General features: G+C 69.4%; 40 protein-coding genes and 2 pseudogenes. 39 read left to right on the plus strand and 3 right to left on the minus strand.

Annotated elements, in window-relative coordinates; all coding sequences use genetic code 11:
• From DMH08_RS40355 to DMH08_RS26185, 30 genes and pseudogenes are all read left to right on the plus strand, one after another.
• Positions 1-961 (plus strand): annotated as a pseudogene (locus DMH08_RS40355) (hypothetical protein); the annotation flags it as partial.
• Between the two features lie 489 nt (positions 962-1,450).
• Positions 1,451-1,825, plus strand: a complete 375-nt coding sequence (gene rpsL / locus DMH08_RS26045; protein ID WP_026404044.1) for a 30S ribosomal protein S12 — start codon at positions 1,451-1,453, stop codon at positions 1,823-1,825.
• Positions 1,825-2,295 carry a 30S ribosomal protein S7 gene (gene rpsG / locus DMH08_RS26050; protein WP_026404045.1) on the plus strand — a complete coding sequence of 157 codons (471 nt, stop codon included), beginning with the start codon at positions 1,825-1,827 and terminating at the stop codon, positions 2,293-2,295. The genes rpsL and rpsG overlap by 1 nt, the downstream gene beginning before the upstream one ends.
• A gap of 40 nt (positions 2,296-2,335) precedes the next feature.
• On the plus strand, positions 2,336-4,447 hold the full coding sequence (fusA, locus tag DMH08_RS26055; RefSeq protein WP_026404046.1) for an elongation factor G: 2,112 nt from the start codon (positions 2,336-2,338) through the stop codon (positions 4,445-4,447).
• A gap of 80 nt (positions 4,448-4,527) precedes the next feature.
• Positions 4,528-5,721: an elongation factor Tu gene (gene tuf, locus DMH08_RS26060; RefSeq protein ID WP_026404047.1), complete on the plus strand. Its 1,194-nt coding sequence runs from the start codon at positions 4,528-4,530 to the stop codon at positions 5,719-5,721.
• A gap of 108 nt (positions 5,722-5,829) precedes the next feature.
• Positions 5,830-6,138 (plus strand): 30S ribosomal protein S10, encoded by a 309-nt coding sequence (gene rpsJ, locus DMH08_RS26065; RefSeq protein ID WP_018657599.1) that lies wholly within the window; start codon positions 5,830-5,832, stop codon positions 6,136-6,138.
• 14 nt (positions 6,139-6,152) lie between these two features.
• A complete protein-coding gene (gene rplC / locus DMH08_RS26070; RefSeq protein WP_026404048.1) occupies positions 6,153-6,797 on the plus strand; it encodes a 50S ribosomal protein L3 in 645 nt (214 codons plus the stop codon).
• Positions 6,794-7,396 (plus strand): 50S ribosomal protein L4, encoded by a 603-nt coding sequence (gene rplD / locus DMH08_RS26075; RefSeq protein WP_125618387.1) that lies wholly within the window; start codon positions 6,794-6,796, stop codon positions 7,394-7,396. The genes rplC and rplD overlap by 4 nt, the downstream gene beginning before the upstream one ends.
• Before the next feature lie 14 nt (positions 7,397-7,410).
• Entirely contained in the window at positions 7,411-7,710 is a 300-nt protein-coding gene (gene rplW, locus DMH08_RS26080) for a 50S ribosomal protein L23 (protein ID WP_026404050.1), read from the plus strand.
• A 41-nt stretch (positions 7,711-7,751) separates the two neighbouring features.
• Positions 7,752-8,585 (plus strand): 50S ribosomal protein L2, encoded by an 834-nt coding sequence (gene rplB, locus DMH08_RS26085; protein WP_026404051.1) that lies wholly within the window; start codon positions 7,752-7,754, stop codon positions 8,583-8,585.
• Between the two features lie 12 nt (positions 8,586-8,597).
• A complete protein-coding gene (rpsS, locus tag DMH08_RS26090; protein ID WP_026404052.1) occupies positions 8,598-8,879 on the plus strand; it encodes a 30S ribosomal protein S19 in 282 nt (93 codons plus the stop codon).
• A 36-nt stretch (positions 8,880-8,915) separates the two neighbouring features.
• Positions 8,916-9,296, plus strand: coding sequence for a 50S ribosomal protein L22 (gene rplV / locus DMH08_RS26095; RefSeq protein WP_026404053.1), 381 nt, complete (start codon positions 8,916-8,918; stop codon positions 9,294-9,296).
• The gene (gene rpsC, locus DMH08_RS26100; RefSeq protein WP_026404054.1) at positions 9,296-10,117 is read left to right on the plus strand and encodes a 30S ribosomal protein S3; all 822 of its coding nucleotides are present in this window, start codon (positions 9,296-9,298) and stop codon (positions 10,115-10,117) included. The genes rplV and rpsC overlap by 1 nt, the downstream gene beginning before the upstream one ends.
• 8 nt (positions 10,118-10,125) lie before the next feature.
• Positions 10,126-10,545: a 50S ribosomal protein L16 gene (gene rplP, locus DMH08_RS26105; RefSeq protein WP_026404055.1), complete on the plus strand. Its 420-nt coding sequence runs from the start codon at positions 10,126-10,128 to the stop codon at positions 10,543-10,545.
• A complete protein-coding gene (rpmC, locus tag DMH08_RS26110; protein WP_026404056.1) occupies positions 10,545-10,784 on the plus strand; it encodes a 50S ribosomal protein L29 in 240 nt (79 codons plus the stop codon). The genes rplP and rpmC overlap by 1 nt, the downstream gene beginning before the upstream one ends.
• Positions 10,781-11,050, plus strand: coding sequence for a 30S ribosomal protein S17 (rpsQ, locus tag DMH08_RS26115; RefSeq protein WP_026404057.1), 270 nt, complete (start codon positions 10,781-10,783; stop codon positions 11,048-11,050). Before rpmC ends, rpsQ begins: the two co-directional genes overlap by 4 nt.
• Positions 11,051-11,114: 64 nt before the next feature.
• Positions 11,115-11,483 carry a 50S ribosomal protein L14 gene (gene rplN / locus DMH08_RS26120; RefSeq protein ID WP_026404058.1) on the plus strand — a complete coding sequence of 123 codons (369 nt, stop codon included), beginning with the start codon at positions 11,115-11,117 and terminating at the stop codon, positions 11,481-11,483.
• Complete coding sequence (gene rplX, locus DMH08_RS26125) at positions 11,483-11,833, plus strand: 50S ribosomal protein L24 (RefSeq protein ID WP_084550729.1); 351 nt, start codon at positions 11,483-11,485, stop codon at positions 11,831-11,833. Before rplN ends, rplX begins: the two co-directional genes overlap by 1 nt.
• Complete coding sequence (rplE, locus tag DMH08_RS26130) at positions 11,826-12,401, plus strand: 50S ribosomal protein L5 (protein WP_125618389.1); 576 nt, start codon at positions 11,826-11,828, stop codon at positions 12,399-12,401. Before rplX ends, rplE begins: the two co-directional genes overlap by 8 nt.
• A 2-nt stretch (positions 12,402-12,403) precedes the next feature.
• Complete coding sequence (locus tag DMH08_RS26135; protein WP_019632606.1) at positions 12,404-12,589, plus strand: type Z 30S ribosomal protein S14; 186 nt, start codon at positions 12,404-12,406, stop codon at positions 12,587-12,589.
• Between the two features lie 136 nt (positions 12,590-12,725).
• Positions 12,726-13,124 carry a 30S ribosomal protein S8 gene (gene rpsH / locus DMH08_RS26140; RefSeq protein WP_026404060.1) on the plus strand — a complete coding sequence of 133 codons (399 nt, stop codon included), beginning with the start codon at positions 12,726-12,728 and terminating at the stop codon, positions 13,122-13,124.
• A gap of 16 nt (positions 13,125-13,140) precedes the next feature.
• Entirely contained in the window at positions 13,141-13,677 is a 537-nt protein-coding gene (rplF, locus tag DMH08_RS26145; RefSeq protein WP_125618391.1) for a 50S ribosomal protein L6, read from the plus strand.
• Between the two features lie 2 nt (positions 13,678-13,679).
• A complete protein-coding gene (gene rplR, locus DMH08_RS26150) occupies positions 13,680-14,066 on the plus strand; it encodes a 50S ribosomal protein L18 (protein ID WP_026404062.1) in 387 nt (128 codons plus the stop codon).
• Between the two features lie 43 nt (positions 14,067-14,109).
• Positions 14,110-14,736, plus strand: coding sequence for a 30S ribosomal protein S5 (gene rpsE / locus DMH08_RS26155; RefSeq protein WP_125618398.1), 627 nt, complete (start codon positions 14,110-14,112; stop codon positions 14,734-14,736).
• Positions 14,733-14,915 (plus strand): 50S ribosomal protein L30, encoded by a 183-nt coding sequence (rpmD, locus tag DMH08_RS26160; RefSeq protein ID WP_026404064.1) that lies wholly within the window; start codon positions 14,733-14,735, stop codon positions 14,913-14,915. The genes rpsE and rpmD overlap by 4 nt, the downstream gene beginning before the upstream one ends.
• Before the next feature lie 2 nt (positions 14,916-14,917).
• On the plus strand, positions 14,918-15,400 hold the full coding sequence (rplO, locus tag DMH08_RS26165) for a 50S ribosomal protein L15 (protein WP_034519599.1): 483 nt from the start codon (positions 14,918-14,920) through the stop codon (positions 15,398-15,400).
• A 214-nt stretch (positions 15,401-15,614) separates the two neighbouring features.
• The gene (secY, locus tag DMH08_RS26170; RefSeq protein WP_026404066.1) at positions 15,615-16,910 is read left to right on the plus strand and encodes a preprotein translocase subunit SecY; all 1,296 of its coding nucleotides are present in this window, start codon (positions 15,615-15,617) and stop codon (positions 16,908-16,910) included.
• On the plus strand, positions 16,910-17,560 hold the full coding sequence (locus DMH08_RS26175) for an adenylate kinase (protein ID WP_026404067.1): 651 nt from the start codon (positions 16,910-16,912) through the stop codon (positions 17,558-17,560). The genes secY and DMH08_RS26175 overlap by 1 nt, the downstream gene beginning before the upstream one ends.
• Positions 17,561-17,642: 82 nt before the next feature.
• Positions 17,643-18,458 (plus strand): type I methionyl aminopeptidase, encoded by an 816-nt coding sequence (map, locus tag DMH08_RS26180; RefSeq protein ID WP_125618392.1) that lies wholly within the window; start codon positions 17,643-17,645, stop codon positions 18,456-18,458.
• 30 nt (positions 18,459-18,488) lie between these two features.
• Complete coding sequence (locus tag DMH08_RS26185) at positions 18,489-18,920, plus strand: DUF1707 SHOCT-like domain-containing protein (protein WP_233617813.1); 432 nt, start codon at positions 18,489-18,491, stop codon at positions 18,918-18,920.
• Here DMH08_RS26185 and DMH08_RS26190 read toward each other — a convergent pair whose 3' ends face one another.
• Together DMH08_RS26190 and DMH08_RS26195 are read right to left on the minus strand one after the other, a co-directional pair.
• Complete coding sequence (locus DMH08_RS26190) at positions 18,921-19,736, minus strand: phosphodiesterase (RefSeq protein ID WP_026404070.1); 816 nt, start codon at positions 19,734-19,736, stop codon at positions 18,921-18,923.
• A 269-nt stretch (positions 19,737-20,005) separates the two neighbouring features.
• The gene (locus tag DMH08_RS26195; RefSeq protein WP_026404071.1) at positions 20,006-20,563 is read right to left on the minus strand and encodes a hypothetical protein; all 558 of its coding nucleotides are present in this window, start codon (positions 20,561-20,563) and stop codon (positions 20,006-20,008) included.
• Positions 20,564-20,834: 271 nt separating this feature from the next.
• Here DMH08_RS26195 and infA point away from each other — a divergent pair, with 271 nt between their 5' ends.
• From infA to truA, 8 genes are all read left to right on the plus strand, one after another.
• Positions 20,835-21,056, plus strand: coding sequence for a translation initiation factor IF-1 (infA, locus tag DMH08_RS26200; protein WP_034519601.1), 222 nt, complete (start codon positions 20,835-20,837; stop codon positions 21,054-21,056).
• Positions 21,057-21,162: 106 nt separating this feature from the next.
• Positions 21,163-21,276 (plus strand): 50S ribosomal protein L36, encoded by a 114-nt coding sequence (rpmJ, locus tag DMH08_RS26205; RefSeq protein WP_026404072.1) that lies wholly within the window; start codon positions 21,163-21,165, stop codon positions 21,274-21,276.
• Between the two features lie 197 nt (positions 21,277-21,473).
• Entirely contained in the window at positions 21,474-21,854 is a 381-nt protein-coding gene (rpsM, locus tag DMH08_RS26210; protein WP_026404073.1) for a 30S ribosomal protein S13, read from the plus strand.
• A 55-nt stretch (positions 21,855-21,909) separates the two neighbouring features.
• Complete coding sequence (rpsK, locus tag DMH08_RS26215; protein WP_021596710.1) at positions 21,910-22,311, plus strand: 30S ribosomal protein S11; 402 nt, start codon at positions 21,910-21,912, stop codon at positions 22,309-22,311.
• Between the two features lie 21 nt (positions 22,312-22,332).
• On the plus strand, positions 22,333-22,959 hold the full coding sequence (gene rpsD / locus DMH08_RS26220; protein ID WP_026404074.1) for a 30S ribosomal protein S4: 627 nt from the start codon (positions 22,333-22,335) through the stop codon (positions 22,957-22,959).
• 121 nt (positions 22,960-23,080) lie between these two features.
• The gene (locus tag DMH08_RS26225) at positions 23,081-24,094 is read left to right on the plus strand and encodes a DNA-directed RNA polymerase subunit alpha (protein WP_026404075.1); all 1,014 of its coding nucleotides are present in this window, start codon (positions 23,081-23,083) and stop codon (positions 24,092-24,094) included.
• Between the two features lie 95 nt (positions 24,095-24,189).
• On the plus strand, positions 24,190-24,702 hold the full coding sequence (rplQ, locus tag DMH08_RS26230) for a 50S ribosomal protein L17 (RefSeq protein WP_125618394.1): 513 nt from the start codon (positions 24,190-24,192) through the stop codon (positions 24,700-24,702).
• 194 nt (positions 24,703-24,896) lie between these two features.
• Positions 24,897-25,799, plus strand: a complete 903-nt coding sequence (truA, locus tag DMH08_RS26235; protein ID WP_064743695.1) for a tRNA pseudouridine(38-40) synthase TruA — start codon at positions 24,897-24,899, stop codon at positions 25,797-25,799.
• 40 nt (positions 25,800-25,839) lie between these two features.
• On the opposite strand, the gene DMH08_RS26240 is transcribed toward truA, so the two are convergent.
• Complete coding sequence (locus tag DMH08_RS26240) at positions 25,840-26,211, minus strand: hypothetical protein (RefSeq protein ID WP_125618396.1); 372 nt, start codon at positions 26,209-26,211, stop codon at positions 25,840-25,842.
• A 78-nt stretch (positions 26,212-26,289) separates the two neighbouring features.
• On the opposite strand from DMH08_RS26240, the pseudogene DMH08_RS26245 reads away from it, so the two are divergent.
• Positions 26,290-26,724, plus strand: a pseudogene (locus DMH08_RS26245) (hypothetical protein); the annotation flags it as partial.

Genomic DNA, 26,724 nt, shown 5'->3' on the forward strand with positions numbered 1-26,724 from the left:
GACGCTGCACTGGTCGCCCGGCACCGACATCCCGGTCGCGACCGGGCCCGAGCGCCGGCAGGAGCCGCCGTCCGAGCCGTGGCAGGCGCCCGCCCCGCCGGCCACCCCGGAACCCTGGTCGGCGGACGCCCAGCAGTCCCAGCCGGGGGCCGCCCCCGGACGGCCGCAGGCGCAGCAGCCGGGGCATCCGGGCCAGCCGGGCCAGCCGGGCCAGTCCGAGATGGAGCGCACGCTGATGGTCCCGCCGCCCGGTGAGGGCGCCGGGCAGCCGCAGCAGCCGCAGGGCTTCGGCGGCATGGAGGAGCCCCCGGCGACCGAGGCGTTCGACCCGTCCGCCCAGGGCGCGCAGGGCCGTCCCGCCGAGTCGGGGGGCCTCGCCGAGCACACGGTGATGGACCTCGGCCAGCAGCAGTGGCAGACCGCGGGACAGCCGCCGCAGCAGCAGCAGCCGCCCCAGCCGGGCGCGCAGCAGTTCGGCCAGCAGGACTACGGGCAGCAGTCGCCCTACGGCCAGCAGCAGCAGTACGGGCAGCCCGACCAGCAGCAGTTCGGCCAGCAGCAGCCCTATGACCAGCAGCAGTACGGTCAGCAGGCGCCCGGCCAGGCCCCCGGCCAGGCTCCGGGGCAGGCCCCCGGGCAGGGCACCGGCGGGCAGTACCCGCCGTTCGGGCAGCCCGACCAGCAGGGCGGCGCGCCGGACGAGCAGCACGGAGCGCTCCAGTTCGGCCAGCAGCCCTACGGCCAGGCCCCCGGCGCGCCCGGAGCCCCGGGCCAGCCGGGCCAGTACGGCCAGCCGGGGCAGCCCGGCCAGCCCGGCCAGCCCGGCCAGTACGGGCAGCAGCCCGGGTACGGCGGGGACGCCGCCGGGTCGGGCGGCAAGAAGAAGGTCGTGCTGATGACCGCGGGCGTCGGGATCGCCCTGCTCGCGGTGATCGTGCTGGCGGTGCTCTTCCTGCGCTAGCACACGGGCCAAGTTTGCGCCACGTCTTCCCCATAACGGGGTGCGTGGGTCACAATGCCGACGGGTCTCCCGCCTCGCGGGCGGGAACTCCCCGTCGGCATTCGGCCGTTCTGAGGGGGAATCGGCCGCTGCGGGCCCGCTCGGTTTGCGCCGGAGGGCGTCCGCGCGGTAGTGCGCTGCTCGCTTTGCACTTTGGCGTCGCGGTCGGTAACCTTTTCGCTTGTGCCCGCTGTATGCGGGCCGCTATGCGTGCGCTAAGGCGAAGCCCGTCAGGGCAGGGCCGGCGGCCGCATCTACTCCCCGGCTTGTTTCGGCCCTTCTCGGGCCGGGCGGTCTGTGTCGGTTTCTTGTGGATGTACTTCCGCGAGCTGGCGACACGCCCGACCGCGTGGGTCGGAGAGGGTCGGGAAACCGGCAGGTCACAGCCTCTCCTGAGGTGGTGATTGCAGACAAGACTTACCGGCTCGGTACGAGGAAGACGGAGACGCGGTGCCCACGATCCAGCAGCTGGTCCGCAAGGGCCGCCAGGACAAGGTGACCAAGAACAAGACGCCCGCGCTGAAGGAGAGCCCCCAGCGCCGGGGTGTCTGCACGCGCGTCTACACGACGACGCCCAAGAAGCCGAACTCCGCGCTTCGCAAGGTCGCCCGTGTCCGGCTGACCAGCGGGATTGAGGTCACGGCCTACATCCCCGGTGTCGGTCACAACCTGCAGGAGCACTCGATGGTGCTCGTGCGCGGCGGCCGTGTGAAGGACCTCCCCGGTGTTCGGTACAAGATCATCCGCGGGTCCCTCGACACGCAGGGCGTCCGCAACCGTAAGCAGGCGCGCAGCAAGTACGGCGCGAAGAAGGAGAAGAGCTGATGCCGCGCAAGGGCCCCGCTGGCAAGCGCCAGCTGATCGCTGACCCGGTGTACAACTCGCCGCTGGTCACCGCGCTCATCAACAAGATTCTCCTTGACGGCAAGCGCTCCATCGCGCAGCGGATCGTCTACGACGCCCTGGAGGGCGCCCGCGAGAAGACCGGCAACGACCCGGTCGTCACGCTGAAGCGCGCGCTCGACAACGTGAAGCCGACCCTGGAGGTCCGCAGCCGCCGCGTCGGTGGCGCGACCTACCAGGTCCCGGTCGAGGTCCGTCCGGCCCGCAGCACCACGCTCGCGCTGCGCTGGCTGGTGGTGTACGCCCGGCAGCGTCGCGAGAAGACGATGACCGAGCGTCTGATGAACGAACTTCTGGACGCCAGCAACGGCCTCGGCGCCTCGGTCAAGAAGCGCGAGGACACGCACAAGATGGCGGAGTCCAACAAGGCCTTCGCCCACTACCGCTGGTAACCCGGCGGAACTGCAACGACGAGACGCAGCGAGGACGACAGTGGCTACCAAAACCGGTGTGGACCTGGCCAAGGTCCGCAACATCGGGATCATGGCCCATATCGACGCGGGCAAGACCACGACGACCGAGCGCATCCTGTTCTACACGGGGATGAGCTACAAGATCGGCGAGGTCCACGACGGCGCCGCCACCATGGACTGGATGGAACAGGAGCAGGAGCGGGGGATCACCATCACCTCCGCCGCCACCACCTGCACCTGGCCCGTTGAGGACGTCAAGCACACCATCAACATCATCGACACCCCCGGCCACGTCGACTTCACCGTCGAGGTGGAGCGCAACCTGCGGGTGCTCGACGGTGCGGTCGCGGTGTTCGACGGCGTCGCCGGTGTGGAGCCGCAGTCCGAGACCGTGTGGCGGCAGGCCGACCGTTACGGCGTGCCCCGCATGTGCTTCGTCAACAAGCTCGACCGGGTCGGCGCGGAGTTCCACCGCTGCGTCGACATGATCGAGAACCGGCTGAACGCCACGCCGCTGGCGCTGCAGCTGCCGATCGGTGCCGAGGCCGACTTCAAAGGCGTCGTCGACCTGGTGACGATGAAGGCCTTCGTGTGGAACGAGGAGGCCAAGCTCGGCGAGATGTACGACACGGTCGACATCCCCGAGAGCCACGCCGAGACGGCCCGCAAGTGGCGCGACAAGCTCATCGAGACCCTCGCCGAGAACGACGACGAGGTCATGGAGCTCTACCTGGAGGGTGTCGAGCCCACCGTCGAGCAGCTCCACGCGGGCATCCGCCGGGCCACCATCGCGGCGAACCTGACGCCGGTCCTGTGCGGCACCGCGTTCAAGAACAAGGGCGTGCAGCCCCTGCTGGACGCGATCGTCCGGTACCTGCCGTCGCCGCTGGACGTCGAGGCCATCGAGGGCCACGCCGTCCGCGACGAGGAGCAGGTGCTCAAGCGGATCCCGAGCGAGGACGAGCCGTTCTCCGCGCTCGCCTTCAAGATCGCCAGCGACCCGCACCTGGGCAAGCTGACGTTCGTGCGCATCTACTCCGGCGTCCTGGAGTCCGGCACCTCGGTGATGAACTCCGTCAAGGAGCGCAAGGAGCGCATCGGCAAGATCTACCGGATGCACGCCAACAAGCGCACCGAGATCGAGCGCGCGGGCGCCGGCGACATCGTCGCGGTGATGGGCCTCAAGCAGACCACCACCGGTGAGACGCTGTGCGACGAGAAGGCACCCATCGTCCTCGAGTCGATGAACTTCCCGGCGCCGGTGATCGACGTCGCGATCGAGCCGAAGACCAAGGCCGACCAGCAGAAGCTGAGCACCGCGATCCAGCGGCTGGCCGAGGAGGACCCGTCCTTCCAGGTCCGGTCCGACGAGGACACGGGCCAGACCGTCATCGCGGGCATGGGCGAGCTCCACCTGGAGATCCTCGTCGACCGGATGAAGCGCGAGTTCAAGGTCGAGGCCAACGTCGGCAAGCCGCAGGTCGCCTACCGCGAGACGATCACCAAGAAGGTCGAGAAGGTCGAGTACACCCACAAGAAGCAGACGGGTGGCTCGGGCCAGTTCGGCCGCGTGATCATCGACCTCGAGCCGCTGGGCGGCGGGTCCGACGGGTACGAGTTCGAGAACAAGGTCACCGGTGGCCGCATCCCGCGGGAGTACATCCCGTCGGTGGACGCGGGCTGCCAGGAGGCCGCGGAGTTCGGTGTCCTCGCCGCCTACCCGATGGTGGGCGTCAAGGTCACTCTGCGAGACGGCGCCTACCACGAGGTCGACTCCTCGGAGATGGCGTTCAAGGTCGCCGGTTCCATGGCGTTCAAGGAGGCCGCCCGCAAGGCGTCCCCCACGCTGCTGGAGCCGATGATGGCGGTCGAGGTCACCACGCCCGAGGAGAACATGGGCGACGTGATCGGCGACCTCAACAGCCGGCGCGGCCAGGTCCAGTCCATGGACGAGCGGCACGGGATGCGCGTCGTCAAGGCGCTGGTCCCGCTGTCGGAGATGTTCGGCTACGTGGGTGATCTGCGCAGCAAGACCCAGGGCCGGGCTGTTTTCAGCATGCAGTTCGACTCCTACGCCGAGGTTCCCGCGAACGTCGCGCAGGAGATCATCGCCAAGGCGCGGGGCGAGTAGCACCCGGCCTGCCACAGATCACCAGGACCCACATCGAAGCGGTCGTCTAGGCGGCCGAGGATCGCAACAAGGAGCAACCAGTGGCGAAGGCCAAGTTCGAGCGGACCAAGCCGCACGTGAACATCGGCACCATTGGGCACATCGACCACGGTAAGACCACGCTTACCGCGGCGATCACCAAGGTGCTCCACGAGCAGTACCCCGACCTCAACCCCTTCACGCCGTTCGAGGACATCGACAAGGCGCCGGAGGAGCGCGAGCGCGGCATCACCATCTCGATCGCGCACGTCGAGTACCAGACCGAGTCCCGGCACTACGCCCACGTGGACTGCCCCGGTCACGCCGACTACGTGAAGAACATGATCACCGGTGCGGCGCAGATGGACGGCGCCATCCTGGTGGTCGCCGCGACCGACGGCCCGATGCCGCAGACCAAGGAGCACGTGCTGCTCGCCCGCCAGGTCGGCGTGCCCTACATCGTCGTCGCCCTGAACAAGTGCGACATGGTCGACGACGAGGAGATCCTGGAGCTCGTCGAGCTCGAGGTCCGCGAGCTGCTCTCCGAGTACGAGTTCCCGGGCGACGACCTGCCGGTCATCCGCGTGTCCGCCTTCCAGGCCCTCCAGGGCGAGGAGAAGTGGACGCAGTCGATCGTCGAGCTGATGACCGCGGTGGACGAGAACGTCCCCGAGCCGACCCGCGACATCGACAAGCCGTTCCTGATGCCGATCGAGGACGTCTTCTCGATCACCGGCCGCGGCACGGTCGTCACCGGCCGGATCGAGCGCGGCGTGATCAACGTCAACGAGGAAGTCGAGATCATCGGCATCAAGGAGGCCTCGTCCAAGACGACGGTCACCGGTGTCGAGATGTTCCGCAAGCTCCTCGACCAGGGCCAGGCGGGCGACAACGTCGGCCTCCTGCTCCGCGGCACCAAGCGCGAGGACGTCGAGCGCGGCCAGTGCGTCATCAAGCCGGGCACGACCACCCCGCACACCGAGTTCGAGGCGCAGGTCTACATCCTGTCCAAGGACGAGGGCGGCCGCCACACGCCGTTCTTCAACAACTACCGTCCGCAGTTCTACTTCCGGACCACGGACGTGACCGGCGTGGTGAACCTCCCCGAGGGCACCGAGATGGTCATGCCGAGCGACAACACCGAGATGCGCGTCGAGCTGATCCAGCCCGTCGCCATGGAGGAGGGCCTGAAGTTCGCCATCCGCGAGGGTGGCCGGACCGTCGGCTCCGGTCGCGTCACGAAGGTCATCAAGTAACACCCCTCGTCGATGCGGCGGCCCGGCCGCGCATGCCTGCCGGCCGGGCCGCCGCGTCACGACTCCTGAAGTAACAGCGGCACTACAGCAAAGGACACCGAGGCCACCATGGCGGGACAGAAGATCCGCATCCGGCTCAAGGCCTACGACCACGAGGTCATCGACACCTCCGCGAAGAAGATCGTTGAGACGGTGACGCGGACTGGCGCCAAGGTCGCGGGCCCGGTGCCGCTGCCGACCGAGAAGAACGTGTATTGCGTCATCCGCTCGCCGCACAAGTACAAGGACAGCCGCGAGCACTTCGAGATGCGCACGCACAAGCGGCTGATCGACATCATCGACCCGACGCCCAAGACGGTCGATTCGCTGATGCGCCTCGACCTTCCGGCCGGCGTTGACATCGAGATCAAGCTCTGAGGGACGCACCGAGAATGAGTACGCAGAGGAAGGGCGTCCTGGGCGAGAAGCTCGGCATGACCCAGGTCTTCGACGATGAGGGCCGGATCGTTCCGGTGACCGTCGTCCAGGCCGGGCCCTGTGTCGTCACCCAGCTCAAGACCCAGGAGAAGGACGGCTACACGGCGGTCCAGATCGGGTACGGGCAGATCGACCCGCGCAAGGTCAACAAGCCGCGGGCGGGGCACTTCGAGAAGGCCGGCGTCACGCCGCGCCGCTACCTCGTCGAGCTCCGGGGCGACACCGAGCTGGAACTCGGCCAGGAGATCACCGCCAGCGTCTTCGAGGCCGGCCAGAAGATCGACGTAACCGGCACGAGCAAGGGCAAGGGCACCGCCGGTGTCATGAAGCGCCACGGCTTCCGCGGCCTCGGCGCCTCGCACGGCACCCAGCGCAAGCACCGCTCGCCGGGTTCGATCGGCGGCTGCGCGACCCCCGGTCGCGTGTTCAAGGGCCTCCGCATGGCGGGACGGCACGGCAACGCCCGGACGACCGTGCAGAACCTGACCGTGCACGCCATCGACGAGGAGAAGGGCCTGCTGCTCATCAAGGGCGCGGTCCCCGGTCCCAACGGCGGCGTGGTCCTGGTCCGCGACGCAGTGAAGGGGACGGGCAAGTGACCTCCAAGCTCGACATCGACCTGCCCGCCGAGATCTTCGACGCCAAGACCAGCGTCCCGCTGATCCACCAGGTCGTGGTGGCGCAGGAGGCGGCCGCTCGGCAGGGCACCCACGCGACGAAGACCCGCGGCGACGTCCGCGGCGGTGGCAAGAAGCCGTACCGGCAGAAGGGCACCGGCCGCGCCCGCCAGGGCTCGACCCGCGCGCCCCAGTTCGCCGGCGGCGGCACCGTCCACGGCCCGCAGCCGCGCGACTACACGCAGCGGACGCCCAAGAAGATGAAGGCGGCCGCGCTGCGCGGCGCGCTGTCCGACCGCGCCCGCGCCGGCATGGTGCACGTGGTCGACCACCTCGTCGAGGGCGACGCCCCGAAGACGAAGGCGGCGCTGACGGCGCTGCGCTCGGTCACCCAGGCCAAGCGCGTCCTGGTGGTCGTGGACCGCGAGGACGAGCTGACCTGGAAGAGCCTGCGCAACGAGCCGAGCGTCCACCTGCTCGTCTCCGACCAGCTCAACACCTACGACGTGCTGGTGAACGACGACGTCGTCTTCACGCAGAAGGCGTACGACGAGTTCATCTCGCGCGCGGCGAAGAAGTAAGGAGGGGGCAGGACATGGCGAAGATCGCCGACCCCCGCGACGTCATCATCGCGCCGGTCGTCTCGGAGAAGAGCTACGGGCTGCTGGACGAGAACAAGTACACGTTCATCGTCCGCCCGGACGCCAACAAGACGCAGATCAGGCAGGCCGTCGAGGAGGTGTTCAACGTCAAGGTGACGAACGTGAACACCCTCAACCGTTCGGGCAAGCGCAAGCGCACCCGGTACGGCTACGGCAAGCGCAAGGACACCAAGCGCGCCATCGTCAGCCTGGCCGAGGGCGAGCGGATCGACATCTTCGGCGGCACGGCCTAACAGGCCGGGGCCCCGAAGCAGACAAGGGATGAACGAAAAAGATGGGCATCCGTAACTACAAGCCGACCACTCCGGGTCGTCGCGGCTCCAGCGTGGCCGACTTCGTCGAGGTCACGCGCCGCGAGCCCGAGAAGTCGCTGCTGAAGCCGCTCCCGAAGAAGGGCGGCCGCAACAACCACGGCCGGATCACCACCCGGCACCAGGGCGGCGGGCACAAGCGCGCGTACCGCGTGATCGACTTCCGCCGGCACGACAAGGACGGCGTCCCGGCGAAGGTCGCGCACATCGAGTACGACCCGAACCGCACCGCGCGCATCGCGCTGCTGCACTACGCGGACGGCGAGAAGCGCTACATCCTCGCCCCCCGCGACCTGAAGCAGGGCGACCGGGTGGAGAACGGGCCGGGCTCCGACATCAAGCCGGGCAACTGCCTCCCGCTGCGCAACATCCCGACGGGTACCGTCATCCACGCCATCGAGCTCCGCCCCGGCGGCGGCGCCAAGCTGGCCCGCAGCGCGGGCGCGGGCGTCCAGCTGCTGGCCAAGGAGGGCAAGTACGCCACGCTGCGCATGCCCTCGGGCGAGATGCGGATGGTGGACGTGCGCTGCCGCGCGACGGTCGGCCAGGTCGGCAACGCCGAGCAGTCGAACATCAACTGGGGCAAGGCCGGCCGTATGCGGTGGAAGGGCAAGCGCCCGACCGTCCGCGGCGTGGCCATGAACCCGATCGACCACCCGCACGGTGGTGGTGAGGGCAAGACCTCCGGTGGTCGGCACCCGGTGAACCCGAAGGGCAAGAAGGAAGGCCGCACTCGCCAGGCGAACAAGTCGAGCGACCGGCTGATCGTCCGTCGTCGCAGCAAGAAGAAGCGGTAGGAGTCGCTCGTCATGCCACGTAGCCTCAAGAAGGGCCCCTTCGTGGACGACCACCTCATCAAGAAGGTGGAAGTCCAGAACGAGAAGGGCACCAAGAACGTCATCAAGACGTGGTCGCGGCGCTCCATGATCGTCCCGGACATGATCGGGCACACGATCGCCGTGCACGACGGGCGCAAGCACGTCCCGGTGTTCATCACCGACGCCATGGTGGGGCACAAGCTCGGCGAGTTCGCGCCGACGCGGACGTTCCGCAGCCACGTCAAGGAAGACCGCCGCAGCCGCCGAGGCTGAGCGGCAGAGCAGAGATCGTAGGAGAGAGGGACAGCGATGGAAGCCAGGGCCCAGGCGCGGTACATCCGTGTCACGCCCAGGAAGGCCCGCCGCGTGGTGGACCTCATCCGCGGCCTGCCCGCCGCGGAGGCTCAGGCGGTGCTGCGGTTCGCCCCCCAGGCTGCGAGTGAGCCGGTGGGCAAGGTGCTGGCGAGTGCCATCGCCAACGCCGAGCACAACTTCAAGCTCGACTCGGACACGCTGGTCGTCAGCCGTGCGTGGGTGGACGAGGGGCCGACGCTGAAGCGTTTCCGTCCCCGCGCCCAGGGCCGGGCTTACCGCATTAACAAGCGCACGAGTCACATCACCGTGGTCGTGGAGTCGCGCGACGAGGCTTCGGCCGGCGGCGGCGGTAAGAAGACGAGGAGGGCCCGGTAGTGGGTCAGAAGATCAACCCGCACGGGTTCCGTCTCGGCGTCACCACCGACCACAAGAGCGTGTGGTTCGCCGACAAGCTCTACAAGGACTACGTCAAGGAAGACGTCCAGATCCGGCGCATGCTGCAGAAGGGCATGGACCGGGCGGGCATCTCCAAGGTGGAGATCGAGCGGACCCGTGACCGTGTCGAGGTCAACATCCACACGGCGCGGCCGGGCATCGTCATCGGCCGCCGCGGCGCGGAGGCCGAGCGCCTCCGGGGCGACCTGGAGAAGCTGACCGGCAAGCAGGTGCGGCTGAACATCCTCGAGGTGAAGAACCCCGAGATCGACGCGCAGCTCGTCGCGCAGGGCGTGGCCGAGCAGCTGTCGAGCCGTGTCGCGTTCCGCCGCGCCATGCGCAAGGCGATCCAGTCCGCGATGAAGTCGGGCGCCAAGGGCATCAAGGTGCAGTGCGGCGGCCGTCTCGGCGGTGCGGAGATGTCGCGGTCGGAGTTCTACCGCGAGGGCCAGGTGCCGCTGCACACGCTGCGCGCCGACATCGACTACGGGTTCTACGAGGCCCGGACGACGTTCGGCCGCATCGGCGTGAAGGTGTGGATCTACAAGGGCGAGGCCGCGCAGACCCGCGCCGAGCGCGAGCAGCAGGCCGCCCAGCAGCGCGCCGCCGGCGGTGGCCGGGAGCGTCGCGAGCGTCGTGGCGGCGGCCGTGGCGGCCGCGGTGGCCGCGGCGGCGAGCGCGGTGGCGCGAACAAGCAGCAGCAGAGTTCCGAGCAGCCCGCCCAGGCGACCGAGGCTGCTCCGCAGGGTGAGGGGAGCTGAAGTAACCCATGCTGATCCCTCGCAAGGTCAAGCACCGCAAGCAGCACCACCCGAAGCGCCGGGGCATGGCCAAGGGCGGCACGCGGGTGACGTTCGGCGAGTACGGCATCCAGGCGGTCGAGGGCGCGTACGTCACGAACCGCCAGATCGAGGCCGCGCGTATCGCCATGACGCGTCACATCAAGCGCGGCGGCAAGGTCTGGATCAACATCTTCCCGGACCGCCCGCTGACCAAGAAGCCCGCCGAGACCCGCATGGGTTCCGGTAAGGGCTCGGTCGAGTGGTGGGTGGCCAACGTCAAGCCGGGGCGCGTGATGTTCGAGCTGTCCTACCCCAACGAGGAGGTCGCTCGGGCCGCGCTGATGCGCGCGATCCACAAGCTCCCGATGAAGTGCAAGATCGTGAAGCGAGAGGTGGGTGAGTCCTGATGGCCAAGGGTCTTACCGCCGAAGATCTGCGGACCGAGCCGGACGACGTCCTGGTCACCAAGCTCAAGGAGGCGAAGGAGGAGCTGTTCAACCTTCGCTTCCAGGCCGCCACCGGCCAGCTCGAGAGCCACGGGCGGCTGCGCACCGTGAAGCGCGAGATCGCTCGCATCTACACCGTGATGCGTGAGCGGGAGCTCGGCATCGTCACGGTCGAGGACGCCGTGGAGGGCAACGAATGACCGAGCAGACCAAGCAGCGGAACTCCCGCAAGGTGCTCGAGGGCCTCGTGGTCAGCGACAAGATGGACCGCACGGTCGTCGTGTCCGTCGAGGACCGCGTGAAGCACCCGAAGTACCACAAGGTGATCCGGCGGACGAAGAACTACAAGGCGCACGACGAGGCCAACGAGTGCGGCGTCGGCGACCGCGTCCGCCTCATGGAGACCCGCCCCCTGTCGGCCACCAAGCGCTGGCGCGTGGTGGAGATCCTCGAGAAGGCCAAGTAATTACCCGGTTCCACCAGGCTGCTCCGCGAAGCGAGCAGAACCGGTGTGACGAACAGGAGTCAACGTGATCCAGCAGGAGTCGCGACTCAAGGTCGCCGACAACACGGGTGCGAAGGAGATCCTTTGCATCCGGGTTCTCGGCGGCTCGGGTCGGCGCTACGCGGGAGTCGGCGACATCATCGTCGCGACGGTGAAGGACGCCCTTCCCGGCGCCGGCGTGAAGAAGGGGGATGTCGTCAAGGCGGTCATCGTGCGCACCCGCAAGGAGCGCCGGCGCCCGGACGGCTCCTACATCCGTTTCGACGAGAACGCGGCCGTCCTCATCAAGGACGGCGGCGACCCCCGGGGCACCCGTATCTTCGGCCCGGTGGGCCGTGAACTGCGCGAGAAGAAGTTCATGCGCATCATCTCGCTCGCGCCGGAGGTGCTGTGATGAAGATCCGCAAGGGCGACGAGGTCGTCGTCATCGCCGGCAAGGACAAGGGCGCGACGGGCAAGGTGCTGCGCGCCGACCCGGTCAGCGACCGGGTCGTCGTCGAGGGCGTCAACATCATCACCAAGAACATCAAGGCCGACGCGCAGCGGGCCGGCAAGGAGAGCGGCCGGGTCCAGGTCGAGGCTCCGATCCACGTCAGCAACGTCGCGCTCGTCGAGAAGGGCGAGCCCGTCCGGATCGGCTTCACGTTCGACGAGGACGGCAACAAGGTCCGGGTCACCCGCCCGCACAAGAGCCGCGCCAAGTCGGTCGGCAAGGGCGGTAAGGAGTCTGCTTCCGATGACTGAGACCGTGACCGAGCGTCCCGTTCCGCAGCCGCGGCTCAAGCTGCGCTACCGCGAGGAGATCGCGGGGCAGCTGCGCGAGCAGTTCGGCTACGAGAACGTCATGCAGATCCCGGGCCTGACCAAGATCGTGGTCAACATGGGCGTGGGCGACGCGGCGAAGGACGCCAAGCTGATCGAGGGCGCGATCCGCGACCTGTCGGCGATCACCGGCCAGAAGCCCGCCGTGAACCGGGCCCGCAAGTCCATCGCGCAGTTCAAGCTGCGCGAGGGCATGCCGATCGGCGCGCACGCCACGCTGCGCGGCGACCGCATGTGGGAGTTCCTGGACCGGCTCCTGGCCACGGCGCTGCCCCGTATCCGCGACTTCCGCGGCCTGTCGCCGAAGCAGTTCGACGGCAACGGGAACTACACCTTCGGGCTGACCGAGCAGGTCATGTTCCACGAGGTCGACCCCGACAAGATCGACCGTTCGCGGGGCATGGACATCACGGTCGTGACGACCGCGAGGACCGACGACGAGGGCCGGGCGCTGCTCAAGCTCCTGGGCTTCCCCTTCAAGGAGAGCTGAGCATGGCGAAGAAGTCGCTGATCGCCAAGGCGGCGCGGAAGCCGAAGTTCGGTGTGCGCGCGTACACTCGATGCTCGCGCTGCGGGCGTCCGCGCTCGGTCTACCGGAAGTTCGGCCTGTGCCGGATCTGCTTCCGGGAGATGGCCCACCGCGGCGAGCTGCCCGGCATCACCAAGTCCAGCTGGTGACCGCGTCCCCCTCTCCGCGAGGGGGAGCGGTGCCGGCGTGTAATAACCACCGGGCACCCCGCGGGGTGCCCTCGACCGCGCCAAAGGTCCACGGCCGCCGGGCCGAGGAAACCGTGGCGAGGAGGGCCAGCAGGCCATGACGATGACCGACCCGATCGCAGACATGTTGACGCGTCTGCGGAACGCGAATTCGGCGTACCACGACCAGGTGGCGATGCCGTACTCGAAGATCAAGGCGCACATCGCCGAGATCCTCCAGCAGGAGGGCTACATCTCGGGCTGGAGCGTGGAGGACGCCGAGGTCGGCAAGAAGCTCCTGATCGAGCTCAAGTTCGGCCCGACCCGTGAGCGTTCGATCGCCGGTATCAAGCGCGTCTCGAAGCCGGGTCTGCGCGTGTACGCGAAGAAGGACAACCTGCCGAAGGTCCTGGGCGGACTCGGCGTCGCGATCATCTCGACGTCGTCCGGTCTGATGACGGACCGGCAGGCCGGCAAGCGCGGCGTGGGCGGGGAAGTCCTCGCCTACGTGTGGTGAGGGGAGGAATCTAACAATGTCGCGAATCGGACGTTCCCCCATCACCGTGCCCGGCGGCGTCGACGTGAACATCGACGGCCGGTCGGTCACCGTCAAGGGGCCGAAGGGCACGCTGTCGCACACCGTCGCGGAGCCCATCGAGGTCAGCCTCGAGGACGGGGTCATCTCGGTCTCCCGGCCGAACGACATGCAGAAGGTCCGGGGCCTGCACGGCCTCACCCGGACGCTGATCAACAACATGGTGGTCGGCGTCACGGACGGCTACAAGAAGACCCTCGTCATCCAGGGCGTCGGTTACCGTGTGGTGGCCAAGGGCAAGAACCTCGAGTTCTCGCTCGGCTACAGCCACCCGATCACGGTCGAGCCCCCGGAGGGCATCACCTTCACGGTGGAGAGGCCGACCCAGCTCACCGTCGAGGGCATCGACAAGCAGCTCGTCGGCGAGATCGCCGCCCGCATCCGCAAGCTGCGCAAGCCCGACCCGTACAAGGGCAAGGGCGTGCGTTACGAGGGCGAGCAGATCCGCCGCAAGGTCGGAAAGGCTGGTAAGTAGTCATGGCAGGCACCAAGACCCTGGCCGGGAAGGCCACGTCGGCGCGGGCGAAGTCCCGCAGGCGCCGGCACCTGCGGGTCCGCAAGAAGGTCGTGGGCAGCGCCGCGCGGCCGCGCCTGGTCGTGACCCGCTCCAACCAGCACGTGTTCGTCCAGGTCATCGACGACGCCAAGGGCCACACGCTGGCCAGCGCGTCGACGATGGAGGCCGACCTGCGCGCCGACTCGGGAGACAAGACGGCCAAGTCCCGCAAGGTCGGCGAGCTCGTCGCCGCCCGTGCGAAGGAGGCCGGCGTCTCCGCCGTCGTGTTCGACCGGGGCGGCAACAAGTACCACGGCCGCATCGCCGCTGTCGCGGACGGTGCGCGCGAGGGGGGCCTGCAGCTGTGACGGCCCTTGTGAAGGTCTGCACGACGAACGAGAAGAGGAACCACTGATGGCAGCGCAGAGGCGTGGTGGCGGTCAGGGTGGCGACCGTCGCGACGGCCGCCGCGACGACCGCCGCGGTGGCGCCGACAAGGGCCAGTCGTACATCGAGAAGGTCGTGGCGATCAACCGGGTCGCCAAGGTCGTCAAGGGCGGGCGTCGCTTCAGCTTCACCGCCCTCGTGATCGTCGGTGACGGCAACGGCACCGTCGGCGTCGGCTACGGCAAGGCCAAGGAGGTGCCGGCCGCGATCGCCAAGGGCGTCGAAGAGGCCAAGAAGCACTTCTTCAAGGTGCCGCGGATCCAGGGCACCATCCCGCACCTGGTGCAGGCGCGCGACGCCGCGGGCGAGGTCCTGCTGCGTCCGGCGAGCCCCGGTACCGGGGTCATCGCGGGCGGTCCGGTCCGCGCCGTCCTGGAGGCCGCCGGCATCCACGACGTGCTGAGCAAGTCGCTGGGCAGCGACAACGCGATCAACATCGTGCACGCGACGATCGCGGGTCTGAAGTCGCTGAAGCGTCCCGAGGAGATCGCGGCCAAGCGCGGCCTGCCGATCGAGGACGTCGCTCCGGCGGCCATGCTGCGGGCCCGTGCCGCGGGCAGCGAGCCCCGGGCGGAGGTCGCCTCGTCATGAGCCAGCTGAAGATCACGCAGAAGAAGTCCGTGATCAGCGAGAAGCAGAACCAGCGTGACACGCTGCGCACCCTCGGCCTGAAGAAGATCGGGCAGAGCGTGGTCCGCGAGGACCGCCCCGAGGTGCGCGGCATGATCCGGACGGTGGCCCACCTGGTCACCGTCGAGGAGGTCGACTGACCATGGCGGCTGATCTCGAGAAGAACGCCTCGGGTTCGGAGGGCGCGCCCCTGAAGCTGCACGACCTGCGTCCGGCCCCCGGCGCCAACCGCGCGAAGACCCGCAAGGGCCGCGGCGAGGCGTCCAAGGGCAAGACGGCCGGTCGCGGCACCAAGGGCACGAAGGCCCGCAGCACCGTTCCCGTCGGGTTCGAAGGCGGCCAGATGCCGCTGATCCGCCGGGTGCCGAAGCTCAAGGGCTTCAAGAACCCGAACCGGGTCGAGTTCCAGGTCGTGAACCTGGACAAGCTCGCCGCGCTCTACCCCGAGGGCGGCGAGGTCACGGCGGAGGACCTGGCGGCGAAGGGCGCGGTGCGCTCCGGCCGTCCGGTCAAGGTCCTCGGCACCGGCGACATCTCCGTCGCGGTCCAGGTGAAGGTGCACGCCTTCTCCGGTTCCGCGAAGGAGAAGATCGCCGCGGCCGGTGGCACCGCCGACGAGCTGTAAGAAGGAACACCTTCGATGCGGGGGCCGTCATCGCCTTTCGCCGCGGGCCTGGGGGTCCGGGCGCCGGGCGGGGCGGCCCCGTTCGCATCTGCTGTTAGAGTCACACCGGCGAGGCGGCTAACGTGAGCTTGGACACGGCGGTCCCCGCCGGATCGCAAGGACCTGTAACCGGCCCCTCGGCGGCCATGATTTCGTCAGTCGCGCAGGAGGAATGGTGCTGACCGCGTTCGCTCGGGCTTTCCGTACGCCTGACCTGCGTAAAAAACTGCTCTTCACGTTGTTCATCATCCTGATCTTCAGGCTGGGGTCCAACATCCCGACTCCGAACGTGAACGTGCAGGTGCTGCGAGAGACCGCCGACGCGGCCCGCGACAGCAGCCAGTTGTACGGCCTCGTCGACCTCTTCAGCGGCGGGGCGCTGCTGCAACTCTCGATCTTCGCGCTGGGCATCATGCCCTACATCACCGCGAGCATCATCCTGCAGCTGCTGACGGTGGTGATCCCGAAGCTGGAGGCCCTGAAGAAAGAGGGCCAGTCCGGCACCACGAAGATCACCCAGTACACCCGGTACCTGACGGTCGCGCTGGCGATCCTGCAGGGCACCGGCATCGTGGCGATGGCCAGCACCGGACAGCTCTTCCAGGGCATCTCCGGCAGCGGCGACATCCTCTACGACACCGGCATCTTCCCGATCATCACGATGGTCGTCGTGATGGTCGCGGGCACCACGGTGATCATGTGGCTCGGTGAGCTGATCACCGACCGCGGCGTCGGCAACGGCATGTCGATCCTGATCTTCACGCAGGTCGTCGCGGTCTTCCCCGCCCAGTTCTGGGGCATCTACAAGGCGCAGGGCGGCTTCGTCTTCGCGCTCGTCATCGCGGTCGGGCTGGCCATCATGGCCGGGGTCGTGTTCGTCGAGCAGGCGCAGCGCCGCATCCCCGTCCAGTACGCCAAGCGGATGGTGGGGCGCCGCATGTACGGCGGCACCTCGACGTACATCCCGCTGAAGGTGAACCAGGCCGGCATCATCCCGATCATCTTCGCCTCGTCGCTGCTGTACCTGCCGGTGCTGGCGACGCAGCTGTGGCCCGACACCAAGTGGCTGCAGGAGGCTCAGCCCTACCTCCAGCAGGACAACCCCTGGCACATGGCGGTGTTCTTCGCCTTCATCATCTTCTTCACGTACTTCTACGTCGCCATCACCTTCAACCCCACTGAAGTCGCCGACAACATGAAGAAGTATGGTGGTTTCATCCCAGGTATCCGTCCTGGCCGGCCCACCGCCGAGTACCTCGACTACGTGCTGACCCGGATCACCACACCCGGAGCGCTCTACCTGGGGGTCGTGTCCCTGATCCCGATGGTGGCGTTCGCACTCCTGAACGCCACGCAGCAGTTCGCCTTCGGGGGCGCGAGCATCCTGATCATCGTCGGCGTCGGACTGGATACCGTGAAGCAGATCGAGAGCAAACTCCAGCAGCATCACTACGAGGGCTTCCTCCGGTAGTGCGTATCGTCCTGGTGGGCCCCCCGGGAGCGGGCAAGGGGACGCAGGCCCAGTTCATCGCATCGCATCTGTCCATCCCGAAGATCTCGACAGGTGACATCTTCCGCGCCAACGTGAGCGGCGGCACCGAACTCGGCCGCAAGGCCAAAGAGTTCATGGACCGCGGCGACCTCGTCCCCGACGAGGTGACCATCGCGATGGTGCGCGACCGGCTGGCCGAGGACGACGCACGGCAGGGCTTCCTGCTGGACGGCTTCCCGCGCAACGTGCCGCAGGCCGAGACCCTCAAGAAGATCCTCGACGAGTTCGGCGTCCGGCTCGACATCGTGCTCGAGCTCGTCGTCGACGAGGAGGAGGTCGTCCGGCGGCTGTCGGGCCGGCGCACCTGCACCAAGTGCGGGAAGATCTGGCACGTCGACTTCGACGACAAGAAGGACGACATCTGCGACGACTGCGGCGGCCACCTGTTCCAGCGGGACGACGACAAAGAAGACGTCGTCCGGCACCGGCTCGAGGTCTACCAGGAACAGACCGCGCCCATCGTGCAGTTCTATGGAGACGAGGGCGTCCTGGTGCGCATCGATGCCACCGGCCCGGTCGATGAGGTCACCGCCCGCGCGCTGGACGCGCTCCGCCCGTCCGGGAAGTGACGGCGGAGGCGCCGGGCCGCGCGCGGCCGCACGATCGCCGGGATCGCACTCGCGGTCCCGGCGACGTCATTTTGGGAGAGGGATGTTCAGACGCAGGCCCGCGATCCAGGTCAAGACCGCCGAGCAGATCGAGCTGATGCGGGCCGCCGGCCTGCTGGTCGGCCGCACGCTCGAACTGCTCCGGGAGGCGGTCAAGCCGGGGATCACCACCCTCGACCTCGACACGCTCGCCGAGGAGCACATCCGCGACAACGGCGGCGTCCCGTCGTTCAAGGGCTACCACGGCTTCACCGGGACGATCTGCGCGTCCGTCAACGAGGAGATCGTGCACGGCATCCCGCGCGCCGGGAAGGTGCTGCACGAGGGCGACGTCATCTCGATCGACTGCGGCGCGATCGTCGAGGGCTGGCACGGCGACGCCGCGGTCACCGTCCCGGTCGGGGAGATCACCGACGACCTGAAGCGGCTGCTGGAGGTCACCGAGGCGTCCCTGTGGCACGGCCTGGCGGCCGGAGTCGCCGGGGCCAGGCTCACGGACATGTCGCACGCCGTCGAGTCGTACGTCCGCTCTCGGGGCCCCTACGGCATCGTCGAGGGGTACGGGGGGCACGGCATCGGGACCGAGATGCACATGGACCCGCTCATCCCGAACCACGGCGCGCCCGGGCACGGCCCGGTGCTGCGGCCCGGGATGTGCTTCGCCGTCGAGCCCATGGTGAACCTCGGGACGAAGCAGACCGTGGAACTCGACGACGGCTGGACCGTTGTCACCACCGACGGGCGCGCCTCGGCGCACTTCGAGCACACGTTCGCCGTCACGCCGGACGGGCCGCGCGTGCTCACCGCTCTTGACGAGGGCCGGGAGTGGTTCGCCAAGCTGGGAGCAGACACGCCTTGACACGCGCGGGCGCGTCGGGAGGGAGCTGACGTGGCGCCGAATCCGGACATGCGGGCGTCGGACGCCGACCGCGACCGGGTGGCCGCGAGCCTGCGCGAGCACTGCGCCGTCGGCCGCATCACCGTGGACGAGCTGCACGAGCGGCTGGAGGACGTCTACAGCGCCAGGACGCTCGGCCGGCTCGACGAGATCACCGCGGACCTCCCCGAGGAGGACCTCTACGAGCTGCCGGTGCCCGCCGCGCAGCCGAAGAGCACGGAACTGCCCGTCCGCCGCCCCTCGGGGCCGAGCGTCGAGCGCACCGCGTGGGCCGGGCTGGCGGCCGTCGGCGGGCTCAACTTCACCATCTGGCTGATCATCGGGGTGACGGCCGGGTTCGTGTACCCGTGGTGGATCTGGGTGGTGGGCCCGTGGGCCGCGGTCCTGCTGCTGCGGACGATCACGGGGTCGCGGGGCGACTGATCACTCGACGTCCATCAGCGGGCGGTAGTTGCCGGTGGGGACGAAGTGCGTCGTGGCCGAGCCGTGCTCGTCGACGAGGTGGATGGCGAACCCCGCGGGCTCCCCGGTGACCGCCGCCCGTCCGGGGTGCGTCAGGTCGAGGAACAGCTGCCGGTAGGTGCTCGGGCACGTCGTGCTCACCTTCCCGCCGACCGACCCCACCGACCCCCGGTGGACGTGCCCGGAGATCACGCGGACGATCTGCGGGTGCCGCTCGACGACCGCCGCGAACCCCGCGGGGTCCACGAACCGCATGTCGTCGATGAACCGGATGCCGATCGGGAACGGCGGGTGGTGCGTCGCGACGACCGTCGGCGTGTCGGGGGCCTCGGCGAGCGTCTCGTCCAGCCAGCGGAGCCGGTCCTCGTCGAGGTGCCCGTGCGGGTGCCCGTCCACCGTGGTGTCGCAGCAGATGAGGCGCGTCCCGGCGACGTCCACCGCGTACTGCAGCGGGGCCTGTGGAACGGTCCCGGTCGCCGCGACGGCGGGATGGTCCTTGAACACGGCGCGCAGCGCGTCGCGGTCGTCGTGGTTGCCGGGCATCGGGTAGACGGCCATCGGCAGCGGCGACAGCAGCGCGTGCAGGCGGGCGTACTCCGCGGGCAGCCCGCCGTCGGCCAGGTCGCCCGTGAGGACGACCGCGTCCGGCCGCGCCGGCAGCGTGAGCAGGCTGGACACGGCGGCCCGCAGCGCGCGCACCGGCCCCGAGCCGTCGTCCACCTCGCCGTCCCGCCCGGCCGCCAGGTGGATGTCGCTCAGCTGCGCGATGATCGCCATTGATCCTCCCCCTTGCAAGAAAACCACGGACCCGCGACCCGGGCGTCCGGAGGGGCCGCCGTCCGGCCGCGCCGCCGGGGGACCCGTTGCGGGACGATCTTGTCGTCAGCGGGCCGGGCTGTCGACTCGGCGAAATGAGAAGAAGATCACGGCCCGGTCTCGGCACCGTATCGGTGCTGTCCCCGGACCCTGAACGCCGCCTGGACGCCCCGCCCGCCGGCCGCCGCGCCGGACGGGCGGACGCCCGGCCCGCGGGCGGGCGCGGGGCGTCACGCGACGTGGGGGATCACCAGGCTGAGGGCCGAGGTGACCTCTTCGGGGGTGGGGGCGACGTCGGGGACGACGTCGCGGAGGGCGAGCCAGCCGTTGATCGCCTGCACGGTGGGCTTGGCCTCGACGAGCTGCGGGTCGTCCAGGCCGTACCAGGCGGCGACCTTCGACCAGCGCCACAGCCGGTGCCCCGCCGAGGACATCTCCGACGCCGGGAAGCCGGTGGCGCCGCGCGCGCCGGTGATGGCGTGCCGGACGGAGTCGGCGGAGCGGCCGACGCGTTCGGCGATGTCGCGGATCGTCAGCAGCGGGTCGGCCTCGACCTGGAGGACGTGCAGGCCGGGGGCGCTCGTCTCGACGTGCTCGACGAGCTCCATGATGGCCGCGGCGAGGGTGGGGCCCTCCCACGTGCAGGACGCGTTGCCGGCGCGGTCGGCGTGCTGCGGCTCGGTGATGATGGACACCGTGACCGCGCCGTGCGTGCGGGCGAACAGGGGGTCCAGCTCCTCCTCGTAGAGGGGACGGCTGAGGATCAGCGCGAAGTCATAGCTCGGCATGCTGACCCTCCTCGTGCGTCTCTACTACTGAAAGGTACCAACGCCCTGGCAGGGTATGCTTGTGTTGGGAGCAGTCTCCGCAGCCGTATCATGCACGGATTTCGCATTCGGCGGGTCGGTGACGTAGACTCCCGTGTCGGTCCGTCGTCGGCCGCCCGATTCCCCTGTTCTCGGCGTTGATTCGCCGTGGCGCCCGCCATGCGGGCCAGGATCGCATCGAATGGCGCGTCGGACCGTCGTCCAATGAGCCGATCAGTGAAGCGCGGAGGACATGCCCAAGAAAGAAGGGGCCATCGAGATCGAGGGCACCGTCATCGAGTCGCTGCCCAACGCCATGTTCAAGGTGGAGCTCGACAACGGGCACAAGGTGCTCGCCCACATCAGCGGCAAGATGCGGATGCACTACATCCGGATCCTGCCGGACGACCGCGTCGTTGTGGAGCTGAGCCCCTACGACCTCACGCGCGGTCGGATCGTCTACCGGTACAAGTGAACGCGCGCCGCGGCGTCCCTCCCGGACGTCCCGCGGCGCCCACTCACTGAGGTTGCCTCTCTCGCGCGTGGCGGTGCGGGGGTGACCCTAAGCCTTAGGAGACCCAGTGAAGGTCAAGCCGAGCGTCAAGAAGATCTGCAAGAACTGCCGCGTCATCCGCCGGCACGGCCGGGTCATGGTGATCTGCTCCGACCCGCGCCACAAGCAGCGCCAGGGCTGACGGCCGCGAGGCCGGACGACCCGCCAGACAAGCGCATCGCAGTCTTCGCACGTTCAGCCGTACGTCCCGCAGGGGCGTACGGCAGCGGCGTGTGAAGGGACCACCCTCGGATCGACGGAGGCCGAGGCCGCCACCCGGGCAGGGTGTGTGCGGACGCGATGCGTCCATACCTCCGCGCAATGAAAGGAACTGCCCACATGGCACGCCTTCTCGGCGTCGACCTCCCGCGCGACAAGCGCGTCGAGGTCGCTCTCACCTACATCTTCGGGATCGGACGGACGCGGGCGCTCGAGACGCTCGCGAACACCGGCGTCAACGGAGACCTGCGGGTGCACCAGCTCGGCGACGACGAGCTGATCAAGCTGCGCGACTGGATCGAGGGCAACTACCGGACCGAGGGCGACCTCCGCCGGGAGATCCAGGCCGACATCCGGCGCAAGATCGAGATCGGGTGCTACCAGGGCATCCGGCACCGCCGCGGGCTGCCGGTCCACGGCCAGCGCACGCAGACCAACGCGCGCACCCGCAAGGGCAAGAAGAAGACCGTGGCCGGCAAGAAGAAGGCCGGCAAGAAGTAGTCCGCCGCGGGCTCCGCCCGCCGCGGTCCGACGACCTCGAGAGTAGAGAGAGCAGATGCCTCCTAAGAGCCGTGTCGGCGCCAAGAAGGTGCGCCGCAAGGAAAAGAAGAACGTCGCTCACGGGCACGCCCACATCAAGAGCACGTTCAACAACACGATCGTCTCGATCACCGACCCGAACGGGAACGTGATCTCCTGGGCCTCCTCGGGCCACGTGGGCTTCAAGGGCTCCCGCAAGTCGACGCCGTTCGCCGCCCAGCAGGCCGCCGAGGCCGCCGCCCGGCGCGCGATGGAGCACGGCATGCGCAAGGTCGACGTCTTCGTGAAGGGCCCGGGCTCGGGCCGCGAGACCGCCATCCGGTCGCTCCAGGCGACCGGCCTCGAGGTGGGCTCGATCCAGGACGTCACGCCCGTCCCGCACAACGGCTGCCGCCCGCCGAAGCGTCGCCGGGTCTGAGGTCAGGGGAGATCTAGAACAATGGCTCGTTACACCGGTGCGGACTGCAAGCTCTGCCGCCGCGAGAAGATGAAGCTGTTCCTCAAGGGCAGCAAGTGCGAGGGCCCGAAGTGCCCGATCGAGATCCGTCCTTACCCGCCGGGTGAGCACGGCCGCGGTCGGCCGAAGGAGACCGAGTACCTGCTGCAGCTCCGCGAGAAGCAGAAGGCCAAGCGCATCTACGGCGTGCTTGAGCGGCAGTTCAGCAACTACTACGTCGAGGCCAACCGCCAGGACGGCAAGACGGGTGACAACCTGCTCGGCCTCCTCGAGCGCCGCCTCGACAACGTGGTCTACCGCGGCGGCTTCGCGAAGTCCCGCGACATGGCCCGCCAGCTGATCCGGCACGGACACATCCGGGTCAACGGCCGGAAGGTCAACATCCCGTCGGCGCTCGTCAGCGAGGCCGACATCGTCGACGTCAAGCCCAAGTCGCTGGAGATGACGCCGTTCCAGGTCGCCAAGGCCGAGGCGGGCGAGCGCCAGGTCCCGGCGTGGCTGGGCGTGGACGCCGACAAGATGCGGATCTTCGTGCACTCGCTGCCGGTCCGGCAGCAGATCGACGCTCCCGTCCAGGAGCAGCTGATCGTCGAGCTCTACTCCAAGTAAGAGTTCGGGTCCGCCGGGATCCCCGCGCAGGTGGGGATCCCGGCGGAACGGGGAACAATCCCCTTGAGGTACTCCGATCGCGGTCGTCAAATAGCGGGCACCGCGGGAAGAAGGCACAACCATGCTCATCGCTCAGCGTCCCACTCTCACCGAAGAGCAGGTCGACGAGTACCGGTCGCGGTTCACCATCGAGCCGCTGGAGCCGGGCTTCGGCTACACCATCGGCAACTCGCTCCGCCGCACGCTGCTCTCCTCGATCCCCGGCGCCGCCGTCACCAGCATCCGGATCGAGGGCGTCCTGCACGAGTTCTCGACCGTGCCGGGCGTCAAGGAGGATGTCACCGACATCATCCTGAACCTCAAGGAGCTCGTCGTCTCCTCGGAGCACGACGAGCCCGTCGTGATGTACCTGCGCAAGCAGGGCCCGGGCGAGGTGACCGCCGCCGACATCGCGCCGCCGGCCGGTGTCGAGGTCCACAACCCGGACCTGCGCATCGCCACGCTGAACGGCAAGGCGAAGCTGGAGATGGAGCTCACGGTCGAGCGCGGCCGCGGCTACGTCTCCGCCGCGCAGAACAAGCAGCCGGGCCAGGAGATCGGCCGCATCCCGATCGACTCGATCTACTCGCCCGTCCTCAAGGTCGTCTACAAGGTCGAGGCCACCCGAGTCGAGCAGCGCACCGACTTCGACCGCCTCATCCTGGACGTCGAGACCAAGCAGGCGATGCTGCCGCGCGACGCCGTCGCGTCCGCCGGCAAGACCCTCGTCGAGCTGTTCGGGCTGGCCCGGGAGCTCAACGTCGAGGCCGAGGGCATCGACATGGGCCCGTCCCCGACGGACGCCGCGCTCGCCGCGGACCTGGCCCTGCCGATCGAGGAGCTGAACCTCACGGTCCGCTCCTACAACTGCCTCAAGCGCGAGGGCATCCACTCGGTGGGCGAGCTCGTCGCCCGCTCCGAGCAGGACCTGCTCGATATAAGGAACTTCGGCGCCAAGTCGATCGAAGAGGTCAAGCAGAAGCTCAACGACATGGGCCTCTCGCTGAAGGACTCCCCGCCCGGGTTCGACCCGAGCGCGGCGGCCGACAACTACGGCGACGACGACCAGAGCTACGCCGAGACCGAGCAGTACTAGAACCCAGATCCCGGCGGCCGGGGGCTCGTTCCCCGGCCGTCCCGGGACTCGACTGACGCCGGTACCTGATACGGCCGGCGCAGGAAGGAAGCACCATGCCCAAGCCCACCAAGGGTGCCCGCCTCGGCGGTTCCGCCGCGCACCAGCGCCTCATCCTGGCGAACCTGGCCACGGCGCTGTTCGAGCACGGCAGCATCACCACCACCGAGGCCAAGGCCCGGCGGGTGCGTCCGCTGGCGGAGAAGCTGATCACCAAGGCCAAGAAGGGCGACCTGCACAACCGTCGCCAGGTGGCCAAGACGATCCGCGACAAGGGCGTCGTGCACGAGCTCTTCACGGAGATCGCGCCGAAGTTCGAGAACCGTCCGGGCGGCTACACGCGCATCACCAAGATCGGGCCGCGCAAGGGCGACAACGCCCCGATGGCCGTGATCGAGCTGGTGCAGGAGCCGATGGCCGCCGCGACGGCCGCGGCCCCGGCCGCCGCTCCGGCGGAGGAGCCGGCGGAGGAGCCGGCGGAGGACGCCGCCGAGACCGGCGCCGACGACGCCGCGAAGGCCGAGTCCGCCGAGTCCGCCGAGGGCAAGGACGAGTCCGCCAAGGAGTGACCCGGTAATATTCCGGGCCGCCGTTCTCGGTAAGACATTGAAACGGGCCCGCCGTCCGGTACAGGACGGCGGGCCCGGTTCTTTGCCAGACTTGGGTCCATGGTCATGTTAATCAGCCGCCGGTTCAGCGAGGGCGGCGCCCGGCCCCGACGAGGACGGGCGAGGAATGCGAGGAACAGGACACTCCGACTGACATGACCGCACTGGTACGACTCCGGCTCGACATCTCCTACGACGGGTCGGACTTCGCGGGCTGGGCACGGCAGCCGAACCAGCGGACCGTCCAGGGCGTGATCGAGGACGCCCTCGCGCGGATGCTGCGGCTCGACCCGCCCCCCATGCTCACCGTCGCGGGCCGCACCGACGCCGGCGTCCACGCGCGCGGGCAGGTCGCGCACCTGGTGGTGCCCGTCGCCGCGTACTCGGCCATCAACGGCACGATGCCGCGCAGGCTCGCCGGGCTGCTGCCCCCGGACGTCCGGGTCTGGCGGGTGTCGGTCGCCCCGGAGGGCTTCGACGCCCGCTTCTCCGCGCTGTCGCGGCGCTACGTGTACCGGGTGTGCGACAACCCGAACGGCGTCGAGCCGCTGCGGCGCCACGACGTCCTGTGGCATCCGCGGCCGCTCGACCTCGACCGGATCAACGAGGCGGCGCGGCTGCTGGTCGGCGAGCACGACTTCGCCGCGTTCTGCCGCAAGCGGGAGGGCGCGACGACGATCCGGGAGCTGCTGCGCTTCTCCTGGGCGCGCGACGACCGCGACCCGTACCTCGCGCTCGCCACCGTCGAGGCGGACGCGTTCTGCCACTCGATGGTGCGGGCGCTGGTCGGCGCGATGCTGGTCGTGGGGGACGGCCGCCGCGACGTCGGGTGGCCCGCGCAGGTGCTGTCGGCGCGCGTCCGGGACTCGGCGGTGAACGTGGCGCCCGCGCACGGGCTGTCGCTGGAGGAGATCCGCTACCCCGAGGACGAGGACCTGGCGCGCCGCGCGCAGGAGACCCGCCGCGTCCGCACCCTGAACGCCGCCGCGGCCGTGGCCGCCGCCGAGGCCGCGGAGGCCGCGGAGAGCGCCGAGGCGCCGCCCGGCGGCCCGTCCTGAGGACGGCGCGGCCGGGCGGCGCCCGGTGCGGCGTGCGGCCTCAGCCGCCCGCCCGCGCGTCCAGCGGGCGCGCGTTGTGGTCGATGAACTGCTGCGCGACCTGCTTGACGACCTCGTCGCCGGGCTGGACGGGCTTGCCGTCGGAGCGCTGCACGTACGCGTACACGACGTACCGGCCGCGGACGGTCGCGGCCGCGTAGCCGCCCGCGCGGTCCATGGCGGCGGTGTGCTCGCCCGGCATGCCGCGGAACCACTCGTAGCGGGCCGGGTCCCCGGCCTCGCTCACGGCGAGGGCGGCCTGCCTGGTCGGCATGACCGCGATGCCGGACGTGACGGCGACGGAGCGTGCGCGGTCGAGGTACGTCGCCCGGACGATCTTGCGGCACTGCTGCCGCTGCAGGGTCTGGAGCATCGCCCCGTTCGCCGCGTACTTCAGGTCGCGGTTGATGGACCGGCGGTCGAGCCGGTAGGTGTGCCCGCCGAGCCGCTGGTGCCTCCGACGCCGTCCACGTTCACCGACACCGACCCCGACGGCATCCCGTCCGTCCGTCCCGAGGAGCCGGCGGCGGCCCCCGCGGCGGCACCGGAGCCCGTCGCGGCGGCGCGGCGCGCCCCCGCGCCGGTGCCCGAGACCGGGCAGGCGGTCGTCGCGGCGAACGGGACGGCCGCACCCGCACGGGCGCCGGGCCCGACGACCGCCCCGTCCGGGGAGGCCGCGCCCACCGCGTTCGAACGCGCCAAGGAGGCCGAGAAGGCCGCCGCGGCGGCGGCGCCGGTGCTCGTCCCCGACGCGATCCTGCCGCCGGGCGTCCTGCCCCCCAGCGGGGAGAGCGGGGAGCACCCGCAGCCGGGCGCGCCCGGCGCGGCGGCCCCGGACGAACCGCCGGTCGTCCCGCCCGGCCACCACGAGCAGGGCGTCCCGCCC

This window comes from Actinomadura sp. WAC 06369 (assembly GCF_003947565.1).
GTDB lineage: Bacteria > Actinomycetota > Actinomycetes > Streptosporangiales > Streptosporangiaceae > Spirillospora > Spirillospora rifamycini.